The sequence below is a fragment of the Ovoidimarina sediminis genome (genome assembly GCF_032586175.1).
GTDB lineage: Bacteria > Pseudomonadota > Alphaproteobacteria > Rhodobacterales > Rhodobacteraceae > Ovoidimarina > Ovoidimarina sediminis.
This window is the reverse complement of the sequence record NZ_JAWHTE010000020.1, coordinates 46,696-67,579: the sequence shown is the minus strand read 5'-3', so window position 1 is coordinate 67,579 and position 20,884 is coordinate 46,696. Positions and strand designations below refer to the sequence as shown.

15 protein-coding genes are annotated in these 20,884 nt (G+C 51.4%); 11 read left to right on the top strand and 4 right to left on the bottom strand.

From position 1 onward, the window contains the following. The first annotated feature begins 305 nt into the window (after nt 1-305). Entirely contained in the window at nt 306-1,472 is a 1,167-nt protein-coding gene (locus RXV90_RS19335; protein ID WP_316650782.1) for a glycosyltransferase family 2 protein, read from the top strand. A 78-nt stretch (nt 1,473-1,550) separates the two neighbouring features. Here the strand turns inward: RXV90_RS19335 and RXV90_RS19330 are convergent, their stop codons facing one another. After that, a complete protein-coding gene (locus tag RXV90_RS19330; RefSeq protein WP_316650780.1) occupies nt 1,551-2,336 on the bottom strand; it encodes an HD domain-containing protein in 786 nt (261 codons plus the stop codon). Nucleotides 2,337-2,830: 494 nt separating this feature from the next. Then, nucleotides 2,831-3,697, bottom strand: coding sequence for an IS110 family RNA-guided transposase (locus RXV90_RS19325; RefSeq protein WP_316650778.1), 867 nt, complete (start codon nt 3,695-3,697; stop codon nt 2,831-2,833). Between the two features lie 1,167 nt (nt 3,698-4,864). Between RXV90_RS19325 and RXV90_RS19320 the strand changes: the two genes are divergently transcribed. The 10 genes from RXV90_RS19320 (at nt 4,865) to RXV90_RS19275 (ending at nt 17,672) form a co-directional block, all read left to right on the top strand. Further along, the gene (locus RXV90_RS19320; RefSeq protein WP_316650776.1) at nt 4,865-5,530 is read left to right on the top strand and encodes a sugar transferase; all 666 of its coding nucleotides are present in this window, start codon (nt 4,865-4,867) and stop codon (nt 5,528-5,530) included. A gap of 370 nt (nt 5,531-5,900) precedes the next feature. Continuing rightward, nucleotides 5,901-6,527, top strand: a complete 627-nt coding sequence (locus tag RXV90_RS19315) for a hypothetical protein (RefSeq protein ID WP_316650774.1) — start codon at nt 5,901-5,903, stop codon at nt 6,525-6,527. A gap of 125 nt (nt 6,528-6,652) precedes the next feature. After that, nucleotides 6,653-7,816, top strand: coding sequence for a glycosyltransferase family 4 protein (locus RXV90_RS19310; protein WP_316650805.1), 1,164 nt, complete (start codon nt 6,653-6,655; stop codon nt 7,814-7,816). Further along, nucleotides 7,813-9,093 carry an O-antigen ligase family protein gene (locus RXV90_RS19305; RefSeq protein ID WP_316650771.1) on the top strand — a complete coding sequence of 427 codons (1,281 nt, stop codon included), beginning with the start codon at nt 7,813-7,815 and terminating at the stop codon, nt 9,091-9,093. The genes RXV90_RS19310 and RXV90_RS19305 overlap by 4 nt, the downstream gene beginning before the upstream one ends. After that, a complete protein-coding gene (locus tag RXV90_RS19300) occupies nt 9,090-11,147 on the top strand; it encodes a LamG domain-containing protein (RefSeq protein WP_316650769.1) in 2,058 nt (685 codons plus the stop codon). The genes RXV90_RS19305 and RXV90_RS19300 overlap by 4 nt, the downstream gene beginning before the upstream one ends. A gap of 208 nt (nt 11,148-11,355) precedes the next feature. After that, a complete protein-coding gene (locus RXV90_RS19295) occupies nt 11,356-13,311 on the top strand; it encodes a GumC family protein (protein WP_316650767.1) in 1,956 nt (651 codons plus the stop codon). Further along, nucleotides 13,308-14,603: a polysaccharide biosynthesis/export family protein gene (locus tag RXV90_RS19290; protein WP_316650765.1), complete on the top strand. Its 1,296-nt coding sequence runs from the start codon at nt 13,308-13,310 to the stop codon at nt 14,601-14,603. The genes RXV90_RS19295 and RXV90_RS19290 overlap by 4 nt, the downstream gene beginning before the upstream one ends. 52 nt (nt 14,604-14,655) lie before the next feature. After that, a complete protein-coding gene (locus RXV90_RS19285) occupies nt 14,656-15,636 on the top strand; it encodes a glycosyltransferase family 2 protein (protein WP_316650763.1) in 981 nt (326 codons plus the stop codon). Continuing rightward, a complete protein-coding gene (locus tag RXV90_RS19280) occupies nt 15,629-16,774 on the top strand; it encodes a glycosyltransferase (protein WP_316650761.1) in 1,146 nt (381 codons plus the stop codon). Before RXV90_RS19285 ends, RXV90_RS19280 begins: the two co-directional genes overlap by 8 nt. Nucleotides 16,775-17,207: 433 nt before the next feature. Then, nucleotides 17,208-17,672 carry a class I SAM-dependent methyltransferase gene (locus RXV90_RS19275; protein ID WP_316650759.1) on the top strand — a complete coding sequence of 155 codons (465 nt, stop codon included), beginning with the start codon at nt 17,208-17,210 and terminating at the stop codon, nt 17,670-17,672. Between the two features lie 604 nt (nt 17,673-18,276). On the opposite strand, the gene RXV90_RS19270 is transcribed toward RXV90_RS19275, so the two are convergent. After that, the gene (locus RXV90_RS19270) at nt 18,277-19,164 is read right to left on the bottom strand and encodes a beta-1,6-N-acetylglucosaminyltransferase (protein ID WP_316650757.1); all 888 of its coding nucleotides are present in this window, start codon (nt 19,162-19,164) and stop codon (nt 18,277-18,279) included. Between the two features lie 618 nt (nt 19,165-19,782). Continuing rightward, the gene (locus RXV90_RS19265; RefSeq protein WP_316650755.1) at nt 19,783-20,634 is read right to left on the bottom strand and encodes a hypothetical protein; all 852 of its coding nucleotides are present in this window, start codon (nt 20,632-20,634) and stop codon (nt 19,783-19,785) included. Nucleotides 20,635-20,884: the final 250 nt, after the last annotated feature.

Below are 20,884 nucleotides of genomic sequence, written 5' to 3'. Positions count from 1 at the left end.
GCGTGGCAGGTTATTATCGGCTGCCGTGTTTCGACTCGGACCGCCGATAACGCAAAAACGATTCTGAGCGATTGATTTCGAATATGTTGGTCGTCTCTTCTGACTGAACCGGGGCGTCAAGGGTTGGGTGGCGTTCTTAGCGAGTTGGAGGCTGACCGCGTGGAGCCGCCGGGGCGGAACTGTTTCACGACGCCTGGCGAGCACCTATGCAAAGGCGACCGTGAAAGTCTTGTAAATCGTTCTTTTTCGGTTCTCATTTTCATGTCCGCTAGACCTTTGAGTCACTTTGAAAAGCCCCTCTCCGCATGCCGGACGACCAGGAGGCTGCCCAACCGCGGAAAGGAGCCTTCAAGTGGGGTATGACCTGCGCCCCAGGCAAGGGCAGCGCAATCCTTTGGATAGACTGTTTCTGCTCAAATGATTACGAAGTCCTGACATATGTTTCGATGAGTGAACAACGAATCGGTTTAGCCATGGACGTGACTGTTGCTTTCATATTCAGAGAAAGGGTGAGCCAGACGCTGGAGTGTTTGGATGCACTCATTCCAACTCTGCCGCCGGGGGTGCCGCTGATTTGCTTCGACAACGCGTCTCCACCAGAGATCGCTACCGGCATAAAGGCGCGCTCAAAAAAGCATGAGTTCTCCTTGGTTCGAAGTGAGAAGCAACTCACACCAAACGAGCAGCGCAATATCGTTCTTGATCGCATCAACAGCCGGTACGTCATCTTTATCGACAATGATTGCAGCGTCTCATCGAACTGGATTGAGGCACTCGTCGCATGTGCCGTGCAGACCGGAGCGGGCATTGTTGGCCCTCTATATCTTGAGGAAGTCGCCGGGAATGTTCGTGTCCACATGTTCGGTGGGGTTGCCAGAGACGCCGACGAAGACGGAAGACCTTGCTTCATCGAGCGTCACTTCCATTCTCATCAGCCCGTTACCAAAGATATTCGAAATAGAGAGGCGTTTGAGTCCGAATTGATTGAGTTTCACTGTGCGTTGATCGACACTCGGATTTTCGAATCGATCGGAAAACTCGATCCTGAATTGATGAGTTTGGGGGAGCATTCCGACCTCTGCATACAGGCGCGAAAGCGAGGTTTCAAAGTCTACATTGAGCCGAAGTCGGTTGTTACCTATCAAATACCAGCTCGGCTAGATCCACTAGATAGGAGCCACTTTGCCTGTAGGTGGTCTGAGAGTTGGAACGCCCATTCTGTATCTCGTCTTGCCGAAAAGTATCACCTTGAACGAGACGCAATTACAGGTTATGAGAGGTGGGCCAATTTTCATCGCACCAGAGCACAGCTGCAATTTCCGTTTATAAAGCGAAACTTTGGTAGGCGCGTCCATGGGAAATTTCAAAAGGCACTGCGTCCGTTTAATAAAAGTTGGAACAGACTTCGCTATCCCTTACAAAGCAGAAGCGAACGCGCTAACGTTCAATTGAATGTCCTAAAGTATGATTAAGGTCTATTGGCTATTCGTATTTTTCACTAAATTTTTCAATTCGCTTAGCTATCGAATAGATGATTTTGGACCGTTAGATTAGCGACGTTCAAAAACAATGCGCCGCAAGCGTGAACGCAGCCTTGCACTTGCCCGCCGCAATCGTGAACGAAGCCTTACACTTGGTCGGCGCATTGCCGATCTGGGTATGACCGTGTATGACTCAAAACGCCTTACAAACGAGGTTTCAGCCTCAAACCGCGTACTTTCGTTCATGTGTTCGATTTCTTGAAGTCCGGCTGCGACGTCGTCCAAGCTGAAATGATTTGCTGCCCGCAGGGCCGTACTTATGGCGCGCCTTACGATTCTTGCTCGATCGGGCGGATACACTGTAAGGTCGAAGGCGTCTTCTAGCTCGTTGACAAGCCTTATAAAGATTACGCTTCGTTCCTCCTCGGATATGCTCTTAGGCTGACGCTGCATCATTTCCAAAAGCCAATTACCGGCGTCGGTTGTTGAATAGAGATTCAGTAGGCGCTCAACCTTATGTCCCACCGCAAGCTCCATCTCAGTGGACTTCTTGTGATTGAATCCATTAATTGCTGTGCCGAAATCTCCTTGTGGATAGGCAGCATGAAGAAGTGCCGCGATTACCTCGTCTTTACTCCCGCCGTATCGAAGTGCCAATGCAGAAGTTCCAACGAGGTGGCAAATGAAAGGCCGACCTGAACCACGGCAGCGACCAGAAAACAATTCTATGGCCAGATCGTAGGCAGTCCAAAGGCGTTTGAGATCATTATCTGTCCAGCCCGCTTTATCAGCCAATAGAACGAGTGAAACAATAGTTTGAGACCAAAGTTCGCCTCCAGCGTCATAGGTACTCATCGCGTTCCAATCTGATTTTTTGGTTAGGAAAGCCGCATACTGTCAAAGGGTATATGATTTTTGCGATGCTGAGAACTCCTCAATTTTTGCATTGAACCTTGCGAGTGCAGCAAATGCTGCAAGGCACGACTCCAGCGCGAATAGCTGAGTAGTTCTCTGGGGAAGGAACTTATTATTAGTTCGTCCGCTGAGCTGCCATTAAACAGTCATTTGGTGCCGCTCTAAAACGAACGAAGGCTTCTCTAATCGGGCGATTGGGTCAAGTTCGTTTCGTCGTTTCGTTTCCGTCCTTCGGGATTCTGTCTCTCACGCGGGTCGAGCTTCTCTTCGCAGTCATTGTTGGCCCTGTTCGGTTGGGCCGCTGCATGCATGTGTCGGAACGGTCGTGGAGCGCCCAGCTTAGTCTCGCGCTTCGAGTGGCGCAGCAGTCATTTTCGGCGTCATCCACTGAACTCGTCCGGTGAGGGACGATCCCGTCATGGATCTTTAGAGGTTCAGTTCATGCGGCTGCCTCCAAAGGTCTGTGACGGTACTCGGTGTTGTCGGCTCACATGCGGTGCATGACGACAGCAAGCTTTCGTGCGACGGCAACGACAGCGCGCCGATGGGCCTTTGCGGCGCATCAAGCGCAGGCCCCAGCACTTGATCTCCGAGCTGGCGACGGATCGCATCATCATCGCGTTCGCCGCGGCGTAGAGCGCGGAGCGAACGTCGGCGTCACCAGCCTTCGAGATACGGCCCGGGTTGTCCATCTCGCTTGACTGATAGCGTCGTGGTTTCAGGCCGAAGTGGGCGGCAACGGTCCTAAAACTGGTGAAGCGATTGGGGTCGTCCACTGCCGCCTTGAAGGTCAGAGCTGCGATCGGTCCCACGCCAGCTATCGCCATGAAGCGCAAGCACGTCTCATCATGGCTGGCGACACGCTTCACGCGCCGATCCAGTTCCCGGTAAGCGGAGAAGAGAACCGCTCGAGCATCTAATAGTGGCATCAGTGCATGTGACAGATCCGGGTCCGCTTCGATGATCGGACGCACCTTCTCATCAAAAGACGCCTGGTCGATCCGCGATGGCAGGCGCAGGCCAAAGATCCGGAACAGACCACGTATCTCGTTTGCCAGATCAATGCACTTTCGCTGAACTGCTTTGCGGATACTGAGTAGCGCACGCACGGCGTGAGCCTCCCGGCTCTTCATATGAACTGGATTAAACCAGCCAGACCGAAGCACATTGGCTATCCCGAGTGCGTCTGTCTTGTCAGTCTTGTTGCGCATGGCCGAAAGCGCTGCATTCACTTGCCGCGCCTCCATGCAGACGCCGCTGAACCCTGCCTCCCGCAATCCAAAGAACAGGTGCTGGCTCATCGCGCCGGATTCAAACCCTATTCTCAGTTAAGAGCCGCGAAAGTCAGCCAAACACCGGCTGAAATCTTCGATCTCGCACGCGACCGCGCGCTCCAAGACCGATCGACCATCAGCATCAATCACACAGAGTGCGACCGACCGCAGAGATACGTCCAAACCAACAAAGTATTCCTCTCGTTCTCCTCAGATTGCAGCAACCACTGCATTCTATCGAGAACCTGACCCATCCATTCGGCCAGCCCGATTACCCGTGCTTGGTCCGGATTGTGTTGAGTTCTGGGTTTGTTGTTTTTTTGCCGCTCTCGAAGAATTAATCCGAACAGAACAGACAAAGCGCAAAAACAAAGACGAGCCGATGAATACAAACGGTGCGATCACCAAAATAAAAAATGACCAGAGAAGCGAGGCCCCAAGAAACCAAGCAATCAATGCGCAGCAGAACGCCACTATGGGAATTGCAACCAAGAGATTTTGCACTTCAGACTGCTCCTCGGCCTTCTCTCTTAGGGTGTGTGCTTACCCGCCTAGCCGTTACCAATATTTATAACCCGGTTCGCGCAACCAGGATAGGCTTTTTCGACCGAATTGGCTGGAAATCGAATAGAAGCACTGTGTGCTGTTCGACTGGCAAAATTTCGCCGACCTACGGCTGTCACAGTAGCGCGATGTGACTTAATAAGTTGCCTCTTATTGGGATTGAGTGTCGTCAGAGAACTTGTTCACAACCGCTCTTTTTTTTGGGGGCGTAGGCTTGCCTCGCCGCTGCATTTCTGCGGCGACGTTGATGGCCCTCTGTTAGCTTAAATTGCCGCTAACTGTTGTGCATTCAGTGGTCGATCCAAGAGCTGGAAAGCTTCTCCCTTCTTGTTTGTTGCGGAGCGCGGAATTGCAGATCCGCGTCCCGATTCGGCGAAAGCAGACAGGGCAATCCCCTTTGGGTGGTATTAATAAGAGAGAAACAACCTAAGAGTGTCGCTAATGGTGGATAACTCGTGTTTATGCTCAACGCAGTAGCGATGATCAGGTCCATCATCGGCAAAGTGATGTATGTTTGTTGCAAAAATCAATAAGCCGCATACTGTTTGGAAGGGGTTAGCCTTTGGCTGACGCGGATAGTTTGTGTTTCGTACACGTCGGGGGCGTGTGTGTACAAGTTGGGGGCGTGGAATGTTTGTGGATAAGTTTGATGATGGCTCTTCTTTTGTTGCGCGACCAAAGATCGAACTTTTAATTAAGCGTATTTTTGACTTTTCATTTTCATTTTTGGCAATCATCAGTTTGTCTTTAGTGTTCGTTTTGGTCGGGCTGCTGGTAAAATTGTCTAGCTCCGGGCCTATGTTTTATGGGCATTCTAGGGTGGGTTTAAACGGAAAGACGTTTACTTGCTGGAAGTTTCGGACGATGTTCGTTGACGCAGACGAACGGCTAACGAAGTTTCTAAATGCCAATTCCCACGCCCGAAAGGAATTTTTTGAGAAGAGAAAGCTGGCGTCTGATCCTAGAGTCATACCGATCGTCGGTTCTTTCTTGAGAAAGACTAGTCTCGACGAAATTCCACAGTTCATCAACGTTCTTTTGGGTGACATGAGTGTGGTTGGACCACGCCCCGTGACACTGCCCGAATTGGATCGATACGGTCAGAGCAAGGTCGAGTATCTTTCGGTGCGCCCAGGAATAACCGGCGCATGGCAGGTGTCCGGCAGAAGCAGGTTGAGCTTCGAGGAGCGTGTTCTCATAGACGTGAATTACGTAAGAGGCTGGAGTCTTCTTCGCGACATAAGAATCGTTCTAAAAACCATAGTCGTGGTTTTTTCATGTAGGGATGCTGTTTAGGTGCGCTATGCGCGACGATTCTTCGGCGTGATCACAGCGGTGATCTCGGTTTGAGAGCTCTTTGCTCAGCACTCAACGAATAAAAAGCACCCGGGGGTTAGAGATAGAGCGTATTTCCCTAGATAATTTGCCGGCACTCCCCGAAGGCTCAGTGGTAGCGAGCGACGCTGTGGAGAACGAACGATCGCGAGGTTTAACGCCGCCATGCGCGCTTTGTGTTTGTTGTTTCGGCAGGGGCGGTTCTAGCTTGCTCTGGCATTTCCTCGGGTCATCACCAGATGTCTGGATGATGGACCGAGAATGGCATGAGAGCTGCATTAAACCACCAATCTTGCGGCGTGCATGTAAGCGCATCCTCAGGCTCGGCTATATGCACGAGCTGGGACTCGGCAATCGTAAAGTCGATAGAATCGTTCGCAGCCATGTCAGGGCGTGCGTAATTGGAAACCTGAATTCGGATCCGATGCTATTTCATGACGATGCCAAGTTCGCAGCGATAAAGCTGATGGACTATTTTCTTAGTTGGCATCAGAGTGTGTTGGCTTCAATGGACGGCGGCGTGCGCGTCGTACTTCTGCGAGGCCCGCTTGCTCAATGCGAAAGCCTAATCCGATCAGGTCTCACGGTTTCCGAGGCGTGTCGCTGGTACAATGATGTCGCCCATCGCATGAGCCTTATACTCAATTTTCCTGACACTTACTCAATTCGCTTTGAGGATCTTCTTTTGAGGCCGAAACCCGTTTTGGAGGATCTATTTGCGGAACTTGAAATTTCGCTACCGGACAACTTTGTTGCCAAGTCCAAGCCATTCGGAAATGCAAGGAGAGGCAACGTCAATGTTAGTAGTGCACCTATGGTTTCCATCCCACGAGATTCTCTCTCTGGCTTTCTGGATGCAGAGAATGAGGCAAAGGCCGTTATGAGGCTTGATCGCAACTCCAGGGACCAGATTCTTGAAAAGACTCGCAATGCCGCGGCAGGTCTTGGGTACTCGTGATGAATCCTTTGTCCATTTCGCCGCGGCGATCGCAAACTGCCAAGCCGCCCGAAGAGAGATGCCGGGAACGGTCGCAGGGCTCTCTTCAGAACGTATCGACCCGATTTAAGCCTGGCTCCGTGGTCATGATGACCTGTCAATTCACTGAGATCCTTGGTGGCGCTGAGCTTCAGTGTGCAAGACTCACCGAAGAGCTTCGCAGGCAAGTTTCAGATATCGTCGTGCTCACGAGCAGGGTGCCAGGCTTCGACGCGAGTGGCGACGAACACGGCACGGTTAGATTTTGGACGTACAAAGCCCCTCAGCTTGCCGGTCGTTACCTGCCCGCATCACTGCTTTGGGCCGCCAAGGCCCTCTACTGGATCGCACGTCATAGGGGTGAGATCTCCATCCTCCATTGTCATCAACTCCGGATTAACGCCTATGTCGCTGCGATGGCGAACTGGCTTTGGGGCATTCCAACCGTCATGAAGCCTGGCGTCGGGGGCAAGCGGAATGACTTCAAGGTCATAGGCAGTCACAAGTACGTATTCGGCAGACGCGGCGCCCGGTTCGTTGCAAATCATTCGTCGGCTGTTGTCGCCATCTCGTCTGAAATTGCAGAGAACTGCATACAGATGGGTATCCCCCAAGATCGCATTCATCGCATCGGAAATGGAGCGACGCCTGAAATACTTCATGCAGTGGACAAGGGGGAACAGGCGGCCCGCGTCAGCAGCTACCTTACGGAATGCCGCCTGATCTATGCCGGGCGGCTCTCACCAGAGAAAAATGTCGGGCTTCTCGCGGAGGCTTTGTCGACTATCTATACGTCTCGCCCGGGGCGGATGACGTTTGCCGGGGAGGGCCCCCTGCGTGCCTCGATCGAGGAGGTTGCCAAGAAAACCAAGAGTATCGAGATCGAGGCGCCAGGTCGTGTCGGGGACATCGCCGAACGGCTTCGAAGGTGTCATTTCTCTCTGGTGGTATCGCAGGATGAGGGGCTGTCCAACTTCCTCATCGAGGCGGCGGTGTGCGGTACTGTCCCAATTGTTTCTCTGGCGAGCGGAAACAGAGATGTGGTTCCGTTCGCAGATTATCCTCTGGTGGTCGAAGAGCCGACTGTTTCGTCACTGGCGCGGGCAATTCAGTCCGCGTTCGCAATGGAGCTCGACGATTGGCAAGAGTGGTCCCTTCGGGTGTCCGAATATGCAAGGGCCGAGTTCGATTTGACGAGCGTGGCCGAAAAGTATCTCCGACTCTACGATCAACTTCGTCAAGTCCCGATGCATTCGGATGATGAAAGATGATGACGGATCTCCAGAGTTTCAGCCAAGACAGCCGGCGGAATATATCGCTTCACCTCGACATAGAAACCGTATTTTTCGCGATCTTGTTTCTTGGCTTCTGTTCTGTTTTCACCGGCCTTAAGGTGGCGGAAGTCGCCTCGATAGATTTGACTCCATTTGATTTAGCTTGTCTCGTCACGGCGCCAGTCCTTATCACTTCGATGCTTCTGAAAGCACGAGTTCCCTATTCTCACGGGTTCATGCTTTTTGTGTCATTCCTTTTACTGAGCTCGGTTTTGGCCTTTGCCATCTCATTTAGAAACGGACTTCGGGAGCTTGTTCAGGCTATAGAGCTGATTCTATTTGCCGCAATTCTCATATATTATAGGGGTAGAATTAATTGGGATGTATTGGTAAAATGGTTCCTGTTCGTCGCTTTCATAATAATGGTATATAATATCTGGTGGCATATTTCGAACGGCTTTTGGGTGGGCTGGAAGCGCCTAAACGAACCAAAACTTCTCTTCACCTATGCGGTGCCAGCGCTTTTTGCCCTACTTCTCATGCGCAAACGTGAAGCAGGGCTCGGTGACTACATAATCCTGATTGGCATAGCAGTCCTGCTACTCTTCAGCGGGGAAAGAAAGGCTCAGTTGGCGTTACTGCTCCAAATGTTTCTTTTGTTCCTAGGTGGCTTTCTTCGTGTAGGTGTGGTCTTGGGTGCAGGTGCAGTTATTGCGCCTCTGTCCATCTATTTCATTTCGACAGATTCCTATCTTCAGCATCAGCTTCTCTCGGTCCTGAATATCAGAGATGCCTTCGACTTCAGTCTAATCGACATTGCCTCAGGTCAAACCGAGTTGACGCAAAGTAATGCTCAACGTGTCTTCTCGAAGATAGTGAGTGCAGAGCTCATCCGAGATAACTCGTTTCTTGGAGTCGGCACCAATGGGTACGAAATCTATGTGAAATCTCAATACGAAGGACTTCCCATTTTTCTATTGCTGGGAATTCACAACGAGTTTCAGCGGATCCTGGTTGAGAACGGATATGTTGGTCTCGCCCTCTACTGCATCCCGTGGCTCAGAAGTTTGGCTTTCCTTGTATTGATTTCCTCCCGAAGGCTGGTTCGTCCGGCCCTGATTGGATCGATGTTCTATGTTGCCTGCTTCTTTCAATGCTTCTTTGAGAGCTCTGGGCTTGAGGCGTATCTCGCGTTTCTTGTTGTCGCGATTTTGCCTGAACTCATCAAGTCGGGGATGAGGCCTTTGCAACGGGGCGTTTTAGGTTCACCATGAACGGTCTGCGCGCATTTGTAGCCGGTTGGGTCATTGGCTTACTTTCTCTTGCAGTTTCCTCGTATCCAGAAAAAGGATTGGCGTCTCAGGAGATCGGGGTGGAGTGGGATTTACTTGCATTCCCAGAGCTGATCGTGAACGGCTATCTTCAGGAGGACGTGGCGGTTGGTCGGTTCTCGCGTCACAATCCGATTGGGTTTGACGGAAGACCCGCTTCGCAGCAAGAAGATGATCTGCGACCAGTCAACTTGGGCGAAGGGGGTATATCATTTTCTGGAGATGGTCAGTTCCTGGAATTCTCAGGTGTTCGAGATGCTCTCGCTGCGTACCGTTGGGTGTTGATCATTTTTCGTATCGACAGTGACTCCAGTGAAAAGGAAACAGACATAATTTCTGTTAATGCGATAGGAAAGTATGGGAATATTCCAGGATCACAAATGCCTCGTATTTCTTACCGGTCCGAATCAAACGCACTTGTCGCTCTGTGGCGCGGGAAGGGACCGGATGGGTCAAGGTATTATGGCGTCGAGAATTCGTCCGTCGTTGCGGATGGCGAGACTTGGAACGTTGTGCTTGCATATCGTCGCCATGGGCGCCTTTTTCTTAACGTCAACGGCAATGAGGCCAAGACGAATTTGACGACGACACTTAGCTTCTCTGCCCCTTCAGCGCAGAATGACGCTATCTCACGAATTGGTGATCCGAAGATGGGTGCTTCGCCATGGGCTTACGACGCCATTGTGTTCGGGCAAACGGAGTTGTCGGAAGCCTTGGTGGAAAAGATTGAGGCGTGGGCGCTCTGGCGGATGGGTCATCAGTCGCTGCTGCCTGCACGGCATCCCTACCGAACCGAGGCACCGAGGGTAGATGACGAAGATTTTCCGCATCGCTACAGTTACGATGCCGAGCGATGGAAGATGCATTGGGACCGAAACCCTGATGCGTCGCGAAGGGCTTTCCATGGAGAGCTGTTGCCGGAAGTGATCGGGTATGAACGCGTGTTCTTCGATGATTTCCGAACCAACCGGGTTTCTGACAGTACTGCGGGCGAAGGTGGAGAAGCCTCCATTTGGTATGCGCCGGGGCACAATCACAGCGTAGGACGGCTGGCGAGGCTCATTGAACCAAGTAGAGCGCCCGAACTCTATCGGCATGACGGCGAGGAAAAGACTTTGACGCTTTCGCTTCAATACGACGAGGGTTGGAAGGGCGCTGCAATTTATTCTGTGAATGACGCTGGTGTGGGCCGGTCGTGGCAGGGCGGTGGAATATTTCGCGTTCGCGTCAAATTCCCCGAGATCACGAGCAATCCTGGCGTAGGATATTTCCCGGCCGCTCCGTGGTTTTACAATCTCGAACAATTGTTCTGGCGCACAAGCGAGCGCATTGAGTTTGATGGGTTTGAATTCGAGGGTATCGACGATCGATGGATCAACGGTGGCTCATCACATGTCCATTCCGGCCGGTTTCCAGGTCTGTTCGGGAAGCTCGCAGAAGATGCACCGGCTATGGAAATCTTCAACGATCAGGCATGGGTCGATGTCTGGGACGGTGAGTTCCACACGTGGGAGGTTCGCATCTACGACGACGTCACGATTCTTGGTGTCGACGGGTTGGAGATCGCCCGGGTAGAGACGCCCGTGGAGTATCTCGAACGGCTGTACATGATCCTCAACGTTGCAGCGAAGCGCAATAAGCCGGAACCCGACCCTGAAGCCATCCATGAGATGACAATAGACTATGTCGAAGTGCTGCAAGCCACCGATAAGCTGGCAAGCGTTCAACTGCCCTTCATGCAGCGTCCAAAAGTCCGAGGGATTGCAAAAGTGGGGGCTACGCTAACTTGCGACGCATGGCTCGAGCCTGGCATGGACGATGTCTGGTACTTCTGGTACGCAGATGGCTATCCGCTAGGCTTCGATCTCTCGCCGAAGCTTCGTGTTTTGGAAGAGCACGCAGGATCGCGTTTGAGATGCATGGTCCGAGCCGCCGGTGCGCGGGATGCGCCCGAAGCCTGGGCGCCACCGACTGAGCGCGTGGCCAAGTCGCCGTGACATGAAGTTTTGTGTTGATATGCGGACTGCTGATGTCACACTCCGGATTGTGAAGAGGTAATCCTCAGTTGTTCGAGGCTATTGGCAAGCAAACTTGCATGTCTAGCGTCTGAGGGACTTGTGCTGGATTGCTGTCTCCGTGAGACTTGCGTTTGTAGTGCCGTAGGGTTGAGTTAAGATGTTGAAGAACGCTGTCGATAGTTCTGAGATGGACAGCAATGCCATAGACCTCTTGGAGCTCCTGCGGGTCTTGTGGCGGGGTCGCTGGATCATTGTTTGCGGCGTCGCTTTGACGGTGGTGGTTACTGCAGCCTACGTCTTCACACAGACCCCCTACTACACCGCTCGCGCCCTTGTTGTCGTTGATCCAGAGCGTTCCGAGTTCATCGATATGCGTGGAGCATTCGACACGCCGGTCGCCGGCCTCGAGAGCGATGATATCAGCATTGCTGACGAGGCCCGTATCCTGCGGTCGAGGCGCGTCCTTGAGAGGACTGCAACTCTTCTCAACTTGACTGAGCACCAGGAGTTCAACCCCACTTTGGATGATAGGGGCGGCTTCAACCTTTTGGAGTGGATCAGGAAGCTTCCTCGTGCGATCGGACAGGGCGGCTCAGAGGGTTTGGATGGTGATTTGGATGCCGAGGCGTTGCTCCTGCGCTCAGTCGTTGATCGGTTGTACAATCGCATAGATATTGAGCAATCCCTAAATTCTCGCGTGATTGGTGTCGAAACGACACTTGAGGATCCCCAGACTGCCGCCGCTATCTCTAACGCGATCGCCGAGTCATACATCGACTTTCAAAGACAAGATCGACTAGAGGGGTCTCGGCGAACTGTCGAGTGGATGACAAAGAGAATATCCGATCTTGAGCAGCAGGTGCGGCGATCCGCCGAGGCTGCCGATACTTATCGGCTTTCAATCGGCGTCGTAGACGATGATCGAATTGGCGCGTTGCGGGACCGTCTACAAAGACTGAAGCGTACACTCGAAGAAACTCGAAACCTGACATCCGCATCTGGGAAGGGGTCGGAGTCTGTCGCTCAAGTCTCTGACGACATTCTGGAGCAACAGGCCGCCCTCGAAATAAGCATAGAGCGAACTCAGGAGGAACTATTCTCTCTTGCACAGTCGCAACAGGAGCTTGAGCAATATGTTCGCCAGGCCACGGCCGATCGACTGATCTACGAAAGATTTCTCGACGAGCTGAAGGAAATCGACGCGCTCGGCGCAGTGGGATACTCAAGTGCGCGCATCATTGAGACCGCTCAGACACCTCTCAATCCATCCGGGCCCGACAAAAAACTCGCTATAGCGATCGCTGCTCTCATCGGATCGGTCCTTGGCCTGATAGTAATCCTTATCCGGGAAATCCTGCGCCGTGGTTACGATTCACGTGATGAATTGGAAAACGAAACAGGGCTTCCTGTGTTGGCGAGCCTTCCGGAGATGCGCGACGCGACCTCGCCAGTTTCTCTTCTGAAGAAAATCCGGGACGAGCCGCATTCGGAATTTGCAGAGACAATCCGAGGCTTGCGCGCCGCGATCCTCTATCAGTTGCCAAGCGAAAAAGGTCGTGTGCTAGCGCTAACCTCCACACAGCCAAACGAAGGTAAAACGGCCCTCTCTTTGGCTCTCGCGATGGTGGCAACGACCGGGCACAAAAAAGCGATACTTGTCGACGGTGACCTCAGAAAGTCCGACCTTGCATCGGTGCTGGATATCGATGCGAAGGATTATTTTGATGACCTACTTTTTGAGGACCTGCCGATAGAAAGAGCCATCTACACCGATAAGCAGTTCGGGATCGATGTGCTTCCAGTTCGGCCGAATGGGCAGTCTGATCCGAATGCAGTCGACGAAGATGCTTTCTCGAATATTCTGAAGCAACTGAGAAAGAAATACGAACTGGTAATCGTAGACACCCCACCGGTGACACCGGTTTTCGATGCTGGCGTCATTGCGCGTCATTGCGATATGACACTCCTGATTGTCACTTTCGCAAAGACGAAACGCGCTGCTGTCACAGACGCCTTGCGCAGGCTGAGGGACCTCGGCGTTGTATCGGCTGGCTTCGTTTACAATCGCGTGGATTTCCGAAAGGAAGCCAGCCGCCGTGGCGTCGCGTACAACAGTTATCAAGAGTATTGGCGCGGGGCATGACCATGTACAAACATCTTATTTGCAGCTTGCTCGCATTCATTGCTGCAACAGTCCTTTCTACAAGTCCCCTATCTGCAGAGCAGGAGTATCTGCTGCAGCCGGGCGACCAATTGACGGTGTCGATCAGCGGGTTGCTTGATAGTACAGCGACGGCCACTGTGCAGGCGGATGGTCGCGTCATCTTTCCGCACTTCGGTGACTTTCAGGCCATGGGAAAGTCCCGTGAAGAATTGCAACGTATCATTGGGCTCGCGAGCATCGGAAAGATCATTTCATTCTATACTCCGGTAGGAGATCGCTTTGAGATCGCGTTGACTGGCGATGACGTTTTCCTGGATGTCTCGGGCTATCGACCGATCTACGTTACCGGAGATGTTGGTCAAAGTGGCGAAATAAAGTACTTCCCTGGGATCACGCTGCGCATGGCGGTAGCGGGAGCGGGAGGCCTGTCAGGTACCGGCGGAGTTAGCGATTCTGCGATGCTTCGTGCGCCCGACCTAAGATCTCGCTGGGAAACCCTTACGATTGATCATGCGAACGCGGTCGCAAGCCTCTGGCGCGTGAATGCGGCCCTCGCCAACGATCCAGATCTGGAGTTCCCTGAAGCGACCTCCGTTTACATTGACGAGGCAAGCTTCGAGGAACTTCTCGCTGATGCGCGTCGTGAGGTGACACAGCTTTTGCAGGAGAAAAACAGACGAAAATCCCACCTTGATACGCGCTTTGAGACCCTAGAGCAGAGAATCGAGTTGCTCTCTCGCGCGCTTGAAAATCAACGCCACGCCTTGGCGATCGAGGAAGAAGATTTGGCCAGAATGGAGCAATTGGGTGAGCGTGGTCTGACTTCGAGGGCAGGGATCTCCAATGCCCGGCAGGCCCTATTAGGGGTCTCAACGAGCGTCTTGGATGTCGAGGGACGTCTTGCACAACTGATCCTAGATCGCGACGAGCTTCTGCAGGAAATCGACACGACCCAACTCCAGTTCGAGCAACCGCTTCTGAGCGAGCGCGCGAGCATCGTCCCGTCACTCTGGTCATTCAGGTCGCGCATAAACGCCGCGCGTGAGGCGCTTCTTCTTAACGGCGTTGCGGTTCAAGTGGCCGGGCAGGAGGAAGAGCCGGACATCACGTATAAAGTGGCTCGACGCGAAGGTGGGACTAGCTTTGTATTTCGCGCCGAGCTCGACACTTTGCTTTCGCCGGGTGATGTCTTGAACGTTGAGGTGATCTACCCCGATCGTACGATGCAGCAGAGTGCGGAGGAAGGCGTTCCCCGCCAAACAACGCAATAGCGTGGCGATCGGGCGGCAGCATTGCGAAGTGGGCAGAAGGTGGGCCCAATAGATGACGAGTGCGCCAGACATCGACGTTGTCATCACTTGCTACAATGAAGGAGCGTTTATAGGTGACGCTGTAGAGTCTGTTCTGGCTCAAACTGTCTCACACCGTGTTTCAAGCATAACGATTGCCGATGATGGTTCTAACGACGAGACCATTGCCGCCCTCAATAGAATCAATGGAACAGATCCAAGGATACAAATCCTGTTCGGCCCTGGCGGAGGAGGCATATCGAAACAACGAAACCTTGCCCTTGCCACTGGAAGTGCACCCTTCGTCGCTATCCTTGATGGCGACGATATCTGGACCGACGAGAAGCTAGAGAAACAGCTTCCATCGATCGAGAATGAAAATGGCATCGGGCTGGTTTTTTCTGAATACTACATGTTTCCGACAAACAACAGGGAGTCACTTTACCATGTGCACATCCCTAACTTCACTAATTCAAACGACCTGGCCCGCCGCTATTTTCTGGATAGCCCGACAATCCTCCCTTCAGCTTCTCTCATGCGCAGATCTTCCCTCGAGGCTATTGGCTTTTTTGATGAGAAAGTGCAGGTCTTTGAGGATACGGACTTCTTCTTCCGACTTGCGCGGGTGTGCAGGTTTGCGTTCATTGGTGAGCCTTTGACTCTGAAGCGTGTTCACCCGGACAGCATCACGGAGAGCCGCAGAGATCTCTTGTCTCACCATGCGTTTGTTGCCTTTCGCGCGGGCGCGCTTGAGCCGTCACTGTTGAAATACATCCCAAAGAGGCTTTCCGAGCGCGCGCGCAAACTAGCAAGCCGAGCCTTCATAGCCGATGATGTAAGACTGGCAAAACTCTTGCTAGGCGCTGCAACTCGGCTTTCGCCCTTGAATCATCGCGCCTGGATCCAGCTGCTCGTGGTAATACTGGCACCGGAACTTGGGCATTGGTACTTGAAACGATACAGATCAGATCAGTTCCAGTTGTTCCGCTCAAACGCCGGGAGACCCGATGCTTGACGACAAGCCTGAAGCAAGTTGTCAGCAGATGCCGGCACAACCAAAGCTCATCTACGTCATAAACAGTATGGATCGCGGCGGGGCGGAACTCGGGTTACTGCACCTCGTTCGCGCAGGCATGTTTCAAGGCTTTGATTTGAAGATCATCTCATTGGTTCGGGGGCAGGGGGGGGTTGAGACAGCCCTTGAAAAAGAAGGGGTATCGATCGAGTTTTTGCGCGACGTCAGGCAAATGGGTGTCGTAGATCTTGCGGTGGCGTTCTTCAAGTTATTGGGTATCTTTCGTCGGGAGAGACCGCGCGTGGTAATAGCGAGCCTTCCGCAGTCGAACATAATTTCAAGGCTCGCCCTGCTTTCCTCCCAAGAAACAATTTTGGTGACTTTTGAGCACAGTATTCGGTTGGCCAAGCCCGTTTATGAGGTTCTTTACAAATGGACAGGCAGTAAGGTGGACTGGGTGTTTGGCGATAGCGAGGTTACGCTTCAAGAAGCCCTCCGTTCACGCTACGTGCATGCACCACGAAAAAGCTCGTTCGTTCCTTTGCTCGAACTGCCGGCACCATGTACCAAAAAGGTCAGGAAGTGCGGTGAACCCTTCCGTGTGATTACCGCAGCTCGATTTACTAAGGAAAAAAATCTGGAAGTCGTTATCAAGGCAGTCGCGGAGCTGCGGGCGCAAGGGCATGAAATCGAACTCACTCTCTACGGGGAGGGTCCAGGCGAAGAAGCCTATCGAAGCCTCGCCAAGTCTCTTTGTGTAACTGAACAAGTCCTTTTTCCCGGTTTCGTAGAGGATTGGGCTACAAACCCTGCCGACCTCTTTGTTGTAGCGAGCCACCGAGAAGGGCTTTGCCTTGCGCTCGCTGAAGCCATGAATGCTGGTATTCCAGCTGTGGCACCGCTAATTGGAGGTATCAATGACTATGCTGATAGTTCGATGTTGGAAGTACTATCTGCCGTGGATGCAGAGACGATAGCGCATGCGATACGATTAGTTAAACAAGATTGGCAACGTGCACTCGTGAAAGCCGATCTCGCTCAGAAGCTAATCTCTCAGCGATTTGGTAAAGAGAAAGTCAGACAAGTAATCGGCGAACTCAACCTGCAGTTGCGTAGAGAGCTTGAGACCTACACGTGATTGAAAAAAACCTGATCAGTGGCCCAGACACAGGGGACTAGATACAAAAAGTTTGCTGCATAAGTAAACAAATTGGCGGCCAAAAGATTGACACACAGACAGCGCGAGATGATCCTAAGAAAGTTGTCAAAGAGTATGGTCAGGTTGACTTACTATTAGGCGGTTGGTGCAAATGAAAATTGGACTCGATTTATTGAGTCACCTGCATCGCACTCTTTGAGCTTTCTGAATTGCACAATCTAAATCATTCTAGAAGGGTTCAGGAAGAATGAAATCTTTTGGAGGCGCATTGGCATCCATCCGACTGCTATGTCCATGTCACCTTCGGGCTGATCTTCATTTGGAGGCGGGAGGGCAGTATCGATGCACCAACATTACGTGTCCACACAATGCCGAAAGACCCTTTCAGAGCATTGGCCATAAACCAGTACTAGTGAGTGCGCTGCGCTGTGACACTTTAGTCGACCCTGAAAACATTGGGAGCACTATCGAGCGCGCCACTGAAGATTACTTGAAGATCAAGCGATTCCTGTTGGGGCAAAGCAAAGTTACTACCAAGAATTGCGAAAAATTCATTGATGACTGTGTTCGTAGACAGGGACGCCCAAAAATCTTAATCATTGGTTCGGGCGTTAGGGGCGCCGGCACCTCAGAACTCTGGGGAGATAAACGACTTTTCAGATTAGGTGTTGACGTTTATCCCACTGATACTGTCGATGTGATTTGCGATGCCCATTATCTACCTTTTCCCGATGGTAGCTTCGATGGCGTTTGGATCCAAGCTGTCCTGGAGCACGTCGTCGAACCTCAAAAAGTAGTCAAAGAGATCCATCGCGTACTCACCCACGATGGAATTGTTTATGCAGAAACACCCTTCATGCAACATGTGCATGATTGAGCTTTTGATTTTACCCGTTTCACTGTTCTTGGGCACCGGTACCTTTTTCGCGATTTCGAACTGATCGAAATGGGTGGCAACGGGGCGGCAGGCACGGTACTTGCGTGGTCATTTCGGTATTTGTTTCTGGCAATTTTCAGGCATCGAGGGGTTGCCCGCGCACTGTCTTTGCCGTTTCAACTAGTTTTTCAGCTCCTTGATAAGTTTGCTAGCCCAAACTCACATTATGATAGCAGCTCAGGTACATATTTTTTGGGAAGGCGCAGTACATCAAGAATTCGTCACGCGGACTTGCCACCACTATATCGAGGCGACTTTACCTAACTTATCTTTTCGGTGAAAAGCGTCCGTTTAGCAAATCTTGACCACCAATGATCACAACCGCCGTAGAATCATAAACGCCGATGGCCGAGATGAGTTAGCAACCACTGCATGTTAAGCTGATAGATCTACAAGGTCTATCCAAATGGGGAGTTTCTATTTCTGGCTTTCGACGCATCGCCGGCTGTTAACCATGAAATCCTAAGTGATCCAATAATGAGTTCGGGCAATATACGACGGAAGTCTAAACTTGCAGGCAAGCTTGTCCGGCCCGAGTGGTTTACTACAAGAACTTGCTTTTGATGCGCTTAACGAGGGCCGCACTGTCATCAGGAAACTTGCGTGCAAATAGTGAACGCGGTTCCTGATGCCGACTTTTGGTCTGCGGTTGTTCTCCCCCCGGTAGAAGAAAGTCAAGATGAGCATCGGTGATCGTCGCAGGATGCGGACCTTCAATCCTCCAATCCGCGTAAGTCAGAGAATAACTACGAATTCGATCTCCGAACTGACTATTCATTAAGACTGTATGTGGGAAAACCTCGTCTGGAATCAAAACGTTTCGGCAGAATTTCGTCAGGCTGGTTTGGCAATCATACTGTTCAACCAAGTACTCTGCTGCATCTCTAGGTAAAGCCCACCACGCAGATCCCTTGAAAAAGGGCCACTTTCTAAACATGGCTGAGTATCCCGGTCGAGTTTCACCGAACCTACGCCATACTTTGGCGGCGTAGCGGATAAGACTACTATCATGTGTTTTAATGTGATAGCGAGCTACCAGCTTCCTGGGAGCAGCGGCGCTTGGAACTTCTTCGCACTCAATAAATAGCGGTCGATCTGGATCGGATAGCGTTTTTAGAATTGTTTCTTTAGAAGAAATTGGATAATCTGATCCACTAAGCAAAATAAAGTAATCGAAATCTACATCACCAGAGAGAAGGGCTTGTCTTAGAAGCTCGACTTCCGCTTCGACTTGTGACCATTCTCCCCAGTGTACCGACACTCTATCTTTAGCGAGCTCAAGATTAGTTGCCGAACTGAGGTCAAAGTCTTCAATCCTTGATTTCTTGTCAATATGAAGAAATGTCCGAGCAGGCAACGTCGAAAGCGATTCAAGGAGGCGAGCAAGGTGATTTGGGCGGTCATGAGCAACAACTATAAAAGCAATTTCCATTATCATCTCAGACGTCAATAACCAAATCGTCGTTTTCCTGAAAATGAGACTGCTCGCGATAAAGTATTATCTCTCTGATATCTATTCTCAGGAATTGATCGGATTCTGCTTGGTTCGCCTGCCATTGATCTGTCCAGACTAAGTAAAGTGTAATCGTAGCACTGTGGCAAAATCAAGTTTGAAGTGCCGAATAGATTCTCGGGATACTCAATTTTCCACGAATACCTGAACATGAATGTAGTGGAGTTCATGTTCCAGATCACTCTAGAAATCTGGGTAAACAGCTATCCCCGAGCGTAAACGGTTTTTTCGTGCGTGGATTGGTCCTTCGAACTCGGGTTTCGACTAGTCATCATCCCGCCGTCGTCATTGCGTTATTCAATGCGTCGGAACTCCGCACCTAGAAGGACTGTATACTGGTTGTCGAAGATCTCGCCGGGGAGTTTTGTCAAAAGCTTACCGAACTTGCCACCTGTCACTCAGATTGAGGGATGGGGTTTTGCAATCCGGACTATTGCGGAATGGATGTGGTGGAACGGTATGGGAGCCGGGGCGTCTTATGCATATGCGCGGCAATGCTATCCCTAAATCCGGACAGCAAATGTAGACGTGTCCTGATCATTCAGCACCTAGAAAAGCGCGCTTCATACGCGGTGTAAATAGAACACTATGAATTCGCTCGCTTGGATGACCGATAAACTTCGCCTTGAGGCGTCGCTTATATGATTGTAGCCATGTGAAATTCAGCTGTCCGGCTCTACGATAAGGAAAATCGCGCCGGATTCGGCTCAACGAAGAATCGCCATGGCCAACTCTATAAATTGCTGCACGGAAAGGAATCCTTTTCCAAATTACACTATCTTCCGGAAGCCTTTCGAGCAGTGTTCTATGGTTTCCTAGTTCCAGAAAGAAATCTTCATCTAAATCTTCATTGCTTCCTTCGGGGAGAAGGCTATCCAGCGGAAATATCATCGAACTACCACATGTTATGTGGAAGCTATCCATTCGGCCCAAGAAAAAGCTTCCTGATCTCCATATATACCCCTTGTCAATTAGCCAGCCGCCATCCCAATCCGCCGATTCAACAAATGAGACCAAGTCTCGATGAAATAGATCATCATCATCTGTTGGCATGACCAAAGAGCCTGTGGCTACACGATGAAGTGCGGCGAATACTCGCCTCCCCCGGTCAAGGTCTACCGCTCGTGAAAATTCTGAATAGTTAGCTGCATCGCGTGCTTCGGTATTCGCAGGAAAATCGACATACTGCAGATCAAAGTTCGAGGACAACTCAGGAAGGTTCTGTCCGGGGTTCACAACAAAGGTTGCTCGCCAATTCTGCGATGTCTGCCCTTTGAGGGATTGGACAAGTTGATGAATTCTCAGTGCTTGACTGGCTGGGTCGACAACTGAATCCGGATGTCGGACGGGAATGATGAAGTGAATCGCATTTGAACTGGTCCCAATCATTCACCCATCCCCTAACAAACAAATCAGTCGAAGCTTCTGAATTGCTCCGCCGACTGAGGAAATATTGCCTGATCAGACCCTCAGATCAAGTGCTTTACCGTCTGAAAGTTCATTGCGCTCGCTACAAAGTTCAAATGAGACAAGATATGTTCGAACAATTGTTCATTCCGAGCCTCGCGCTGGGGCACATCTAATCGGAAATGGGATTGAGTTCACTGACGAGTTGACACTACGCCTGCATAAATCCATC

Excerpts from the sequence above, each read along its gene's own strand:
- RXV90_RS19315 (WP_316650774.1), top strand. The coding sequence starts at position 5,901 with ATGCACGAGCTGGGACTCGGCAATCGTAAAGTCGATAGAATCGTTCGC.
- RXV90_RS19305 (WP_316650771.1), top strand. The coding sequence starts at position 7,813 with ATGATGACGGATCTCCAGAGTTTCAGCCAAGACAGCCGGCGGAATATA.
- RXV90_RS19310 (WP_316650805.1), top strand. The coding sequence starts at position 6,653 with ATGATGACCTGTCAATTCACTGAGATCCTTGGTGGCGCTGAGCTTCAG.
- RXV90_RS19335 (WP_316650782.1), top strand. The coding sequence starts at position 306 with ATGCCGGACGACCAGGAGGCTGCCCAACCGCGGAAAGGAGCCTTCAAG.
- RXV90_RS19320 (WP_316650776.1), top strand. The coding sequence starts at position 4,865 with ATGTTTGTGGATAAGTTTGATGATGGCTCTTCTTTTGTTGCGCGACCA.
- RXV90_RS19300 (WP_316650769.1), top strand. The coding sequence starts at position 9,090 with ATGAACGGTCTGCGCGCATTTGTAGCCGGTTGGGTCATTGGCTTACTT.
- RXV90_RS19270 (WP_316650757.1), bottom strand. The coding sequence starts at position 19,164 with ATGGAAATTGCTTTTATAGTTGTTGCTCATGACCGCCCAAATCACCTT.
- RXV90_RS19295 (WP_316650767.1), top strand. The coding sequence starts at position 11,356 with ATGGACAGCAATGCCATAGACCTCTTGGAGCTCCTGCGGGTCTTGTGG.
- RXV90_RS19280 (WP_316650761.1), top strand. The coding sequence starts at position 15,629 with ATGCTTGACGACAAGCCTGAAGCAAGTTGTCAGCAGATGCCGGCACAA.
- RXV90_RS19330 (WP_316650780.1), bottom strand. The coding sequence starts at position 2,336 with ATGAGTACCTATGACGCTGGAGGCGAACTTTGGTCTCAAACTATTGTT.
- RXV90_RS19325 (WP_316650778.1), bottom strand. The coding sequence starts at position 3,697 with ATGAGCCAGCACCTGTTCTTTGGATTGCGGGAGGCAGGGTTCAGCGGC.
- RXV90_RS19265 (WP_316650755.1), bottom strand. The coding sequence starts at position 20,634 with ATGATTGGGACCAGTTCAAATGCGATTCACTTCATCATTCCCGTCCGA.
- RXV90_RS19285 (WP_316650763.1), top strand. The coding sequence starts at position 14,656 with ATGACGAGTGCGCCAGACATCGACGTTGTCATCACTTGCTACAATGAA.
- RXV90_RS19290 (WP_316650765.1), top strand. The coding sequence starts at position 13,308 with ATGACCATGTACAAACATCTTATTTGCAGCTTGCTCGCATTCATTGCT.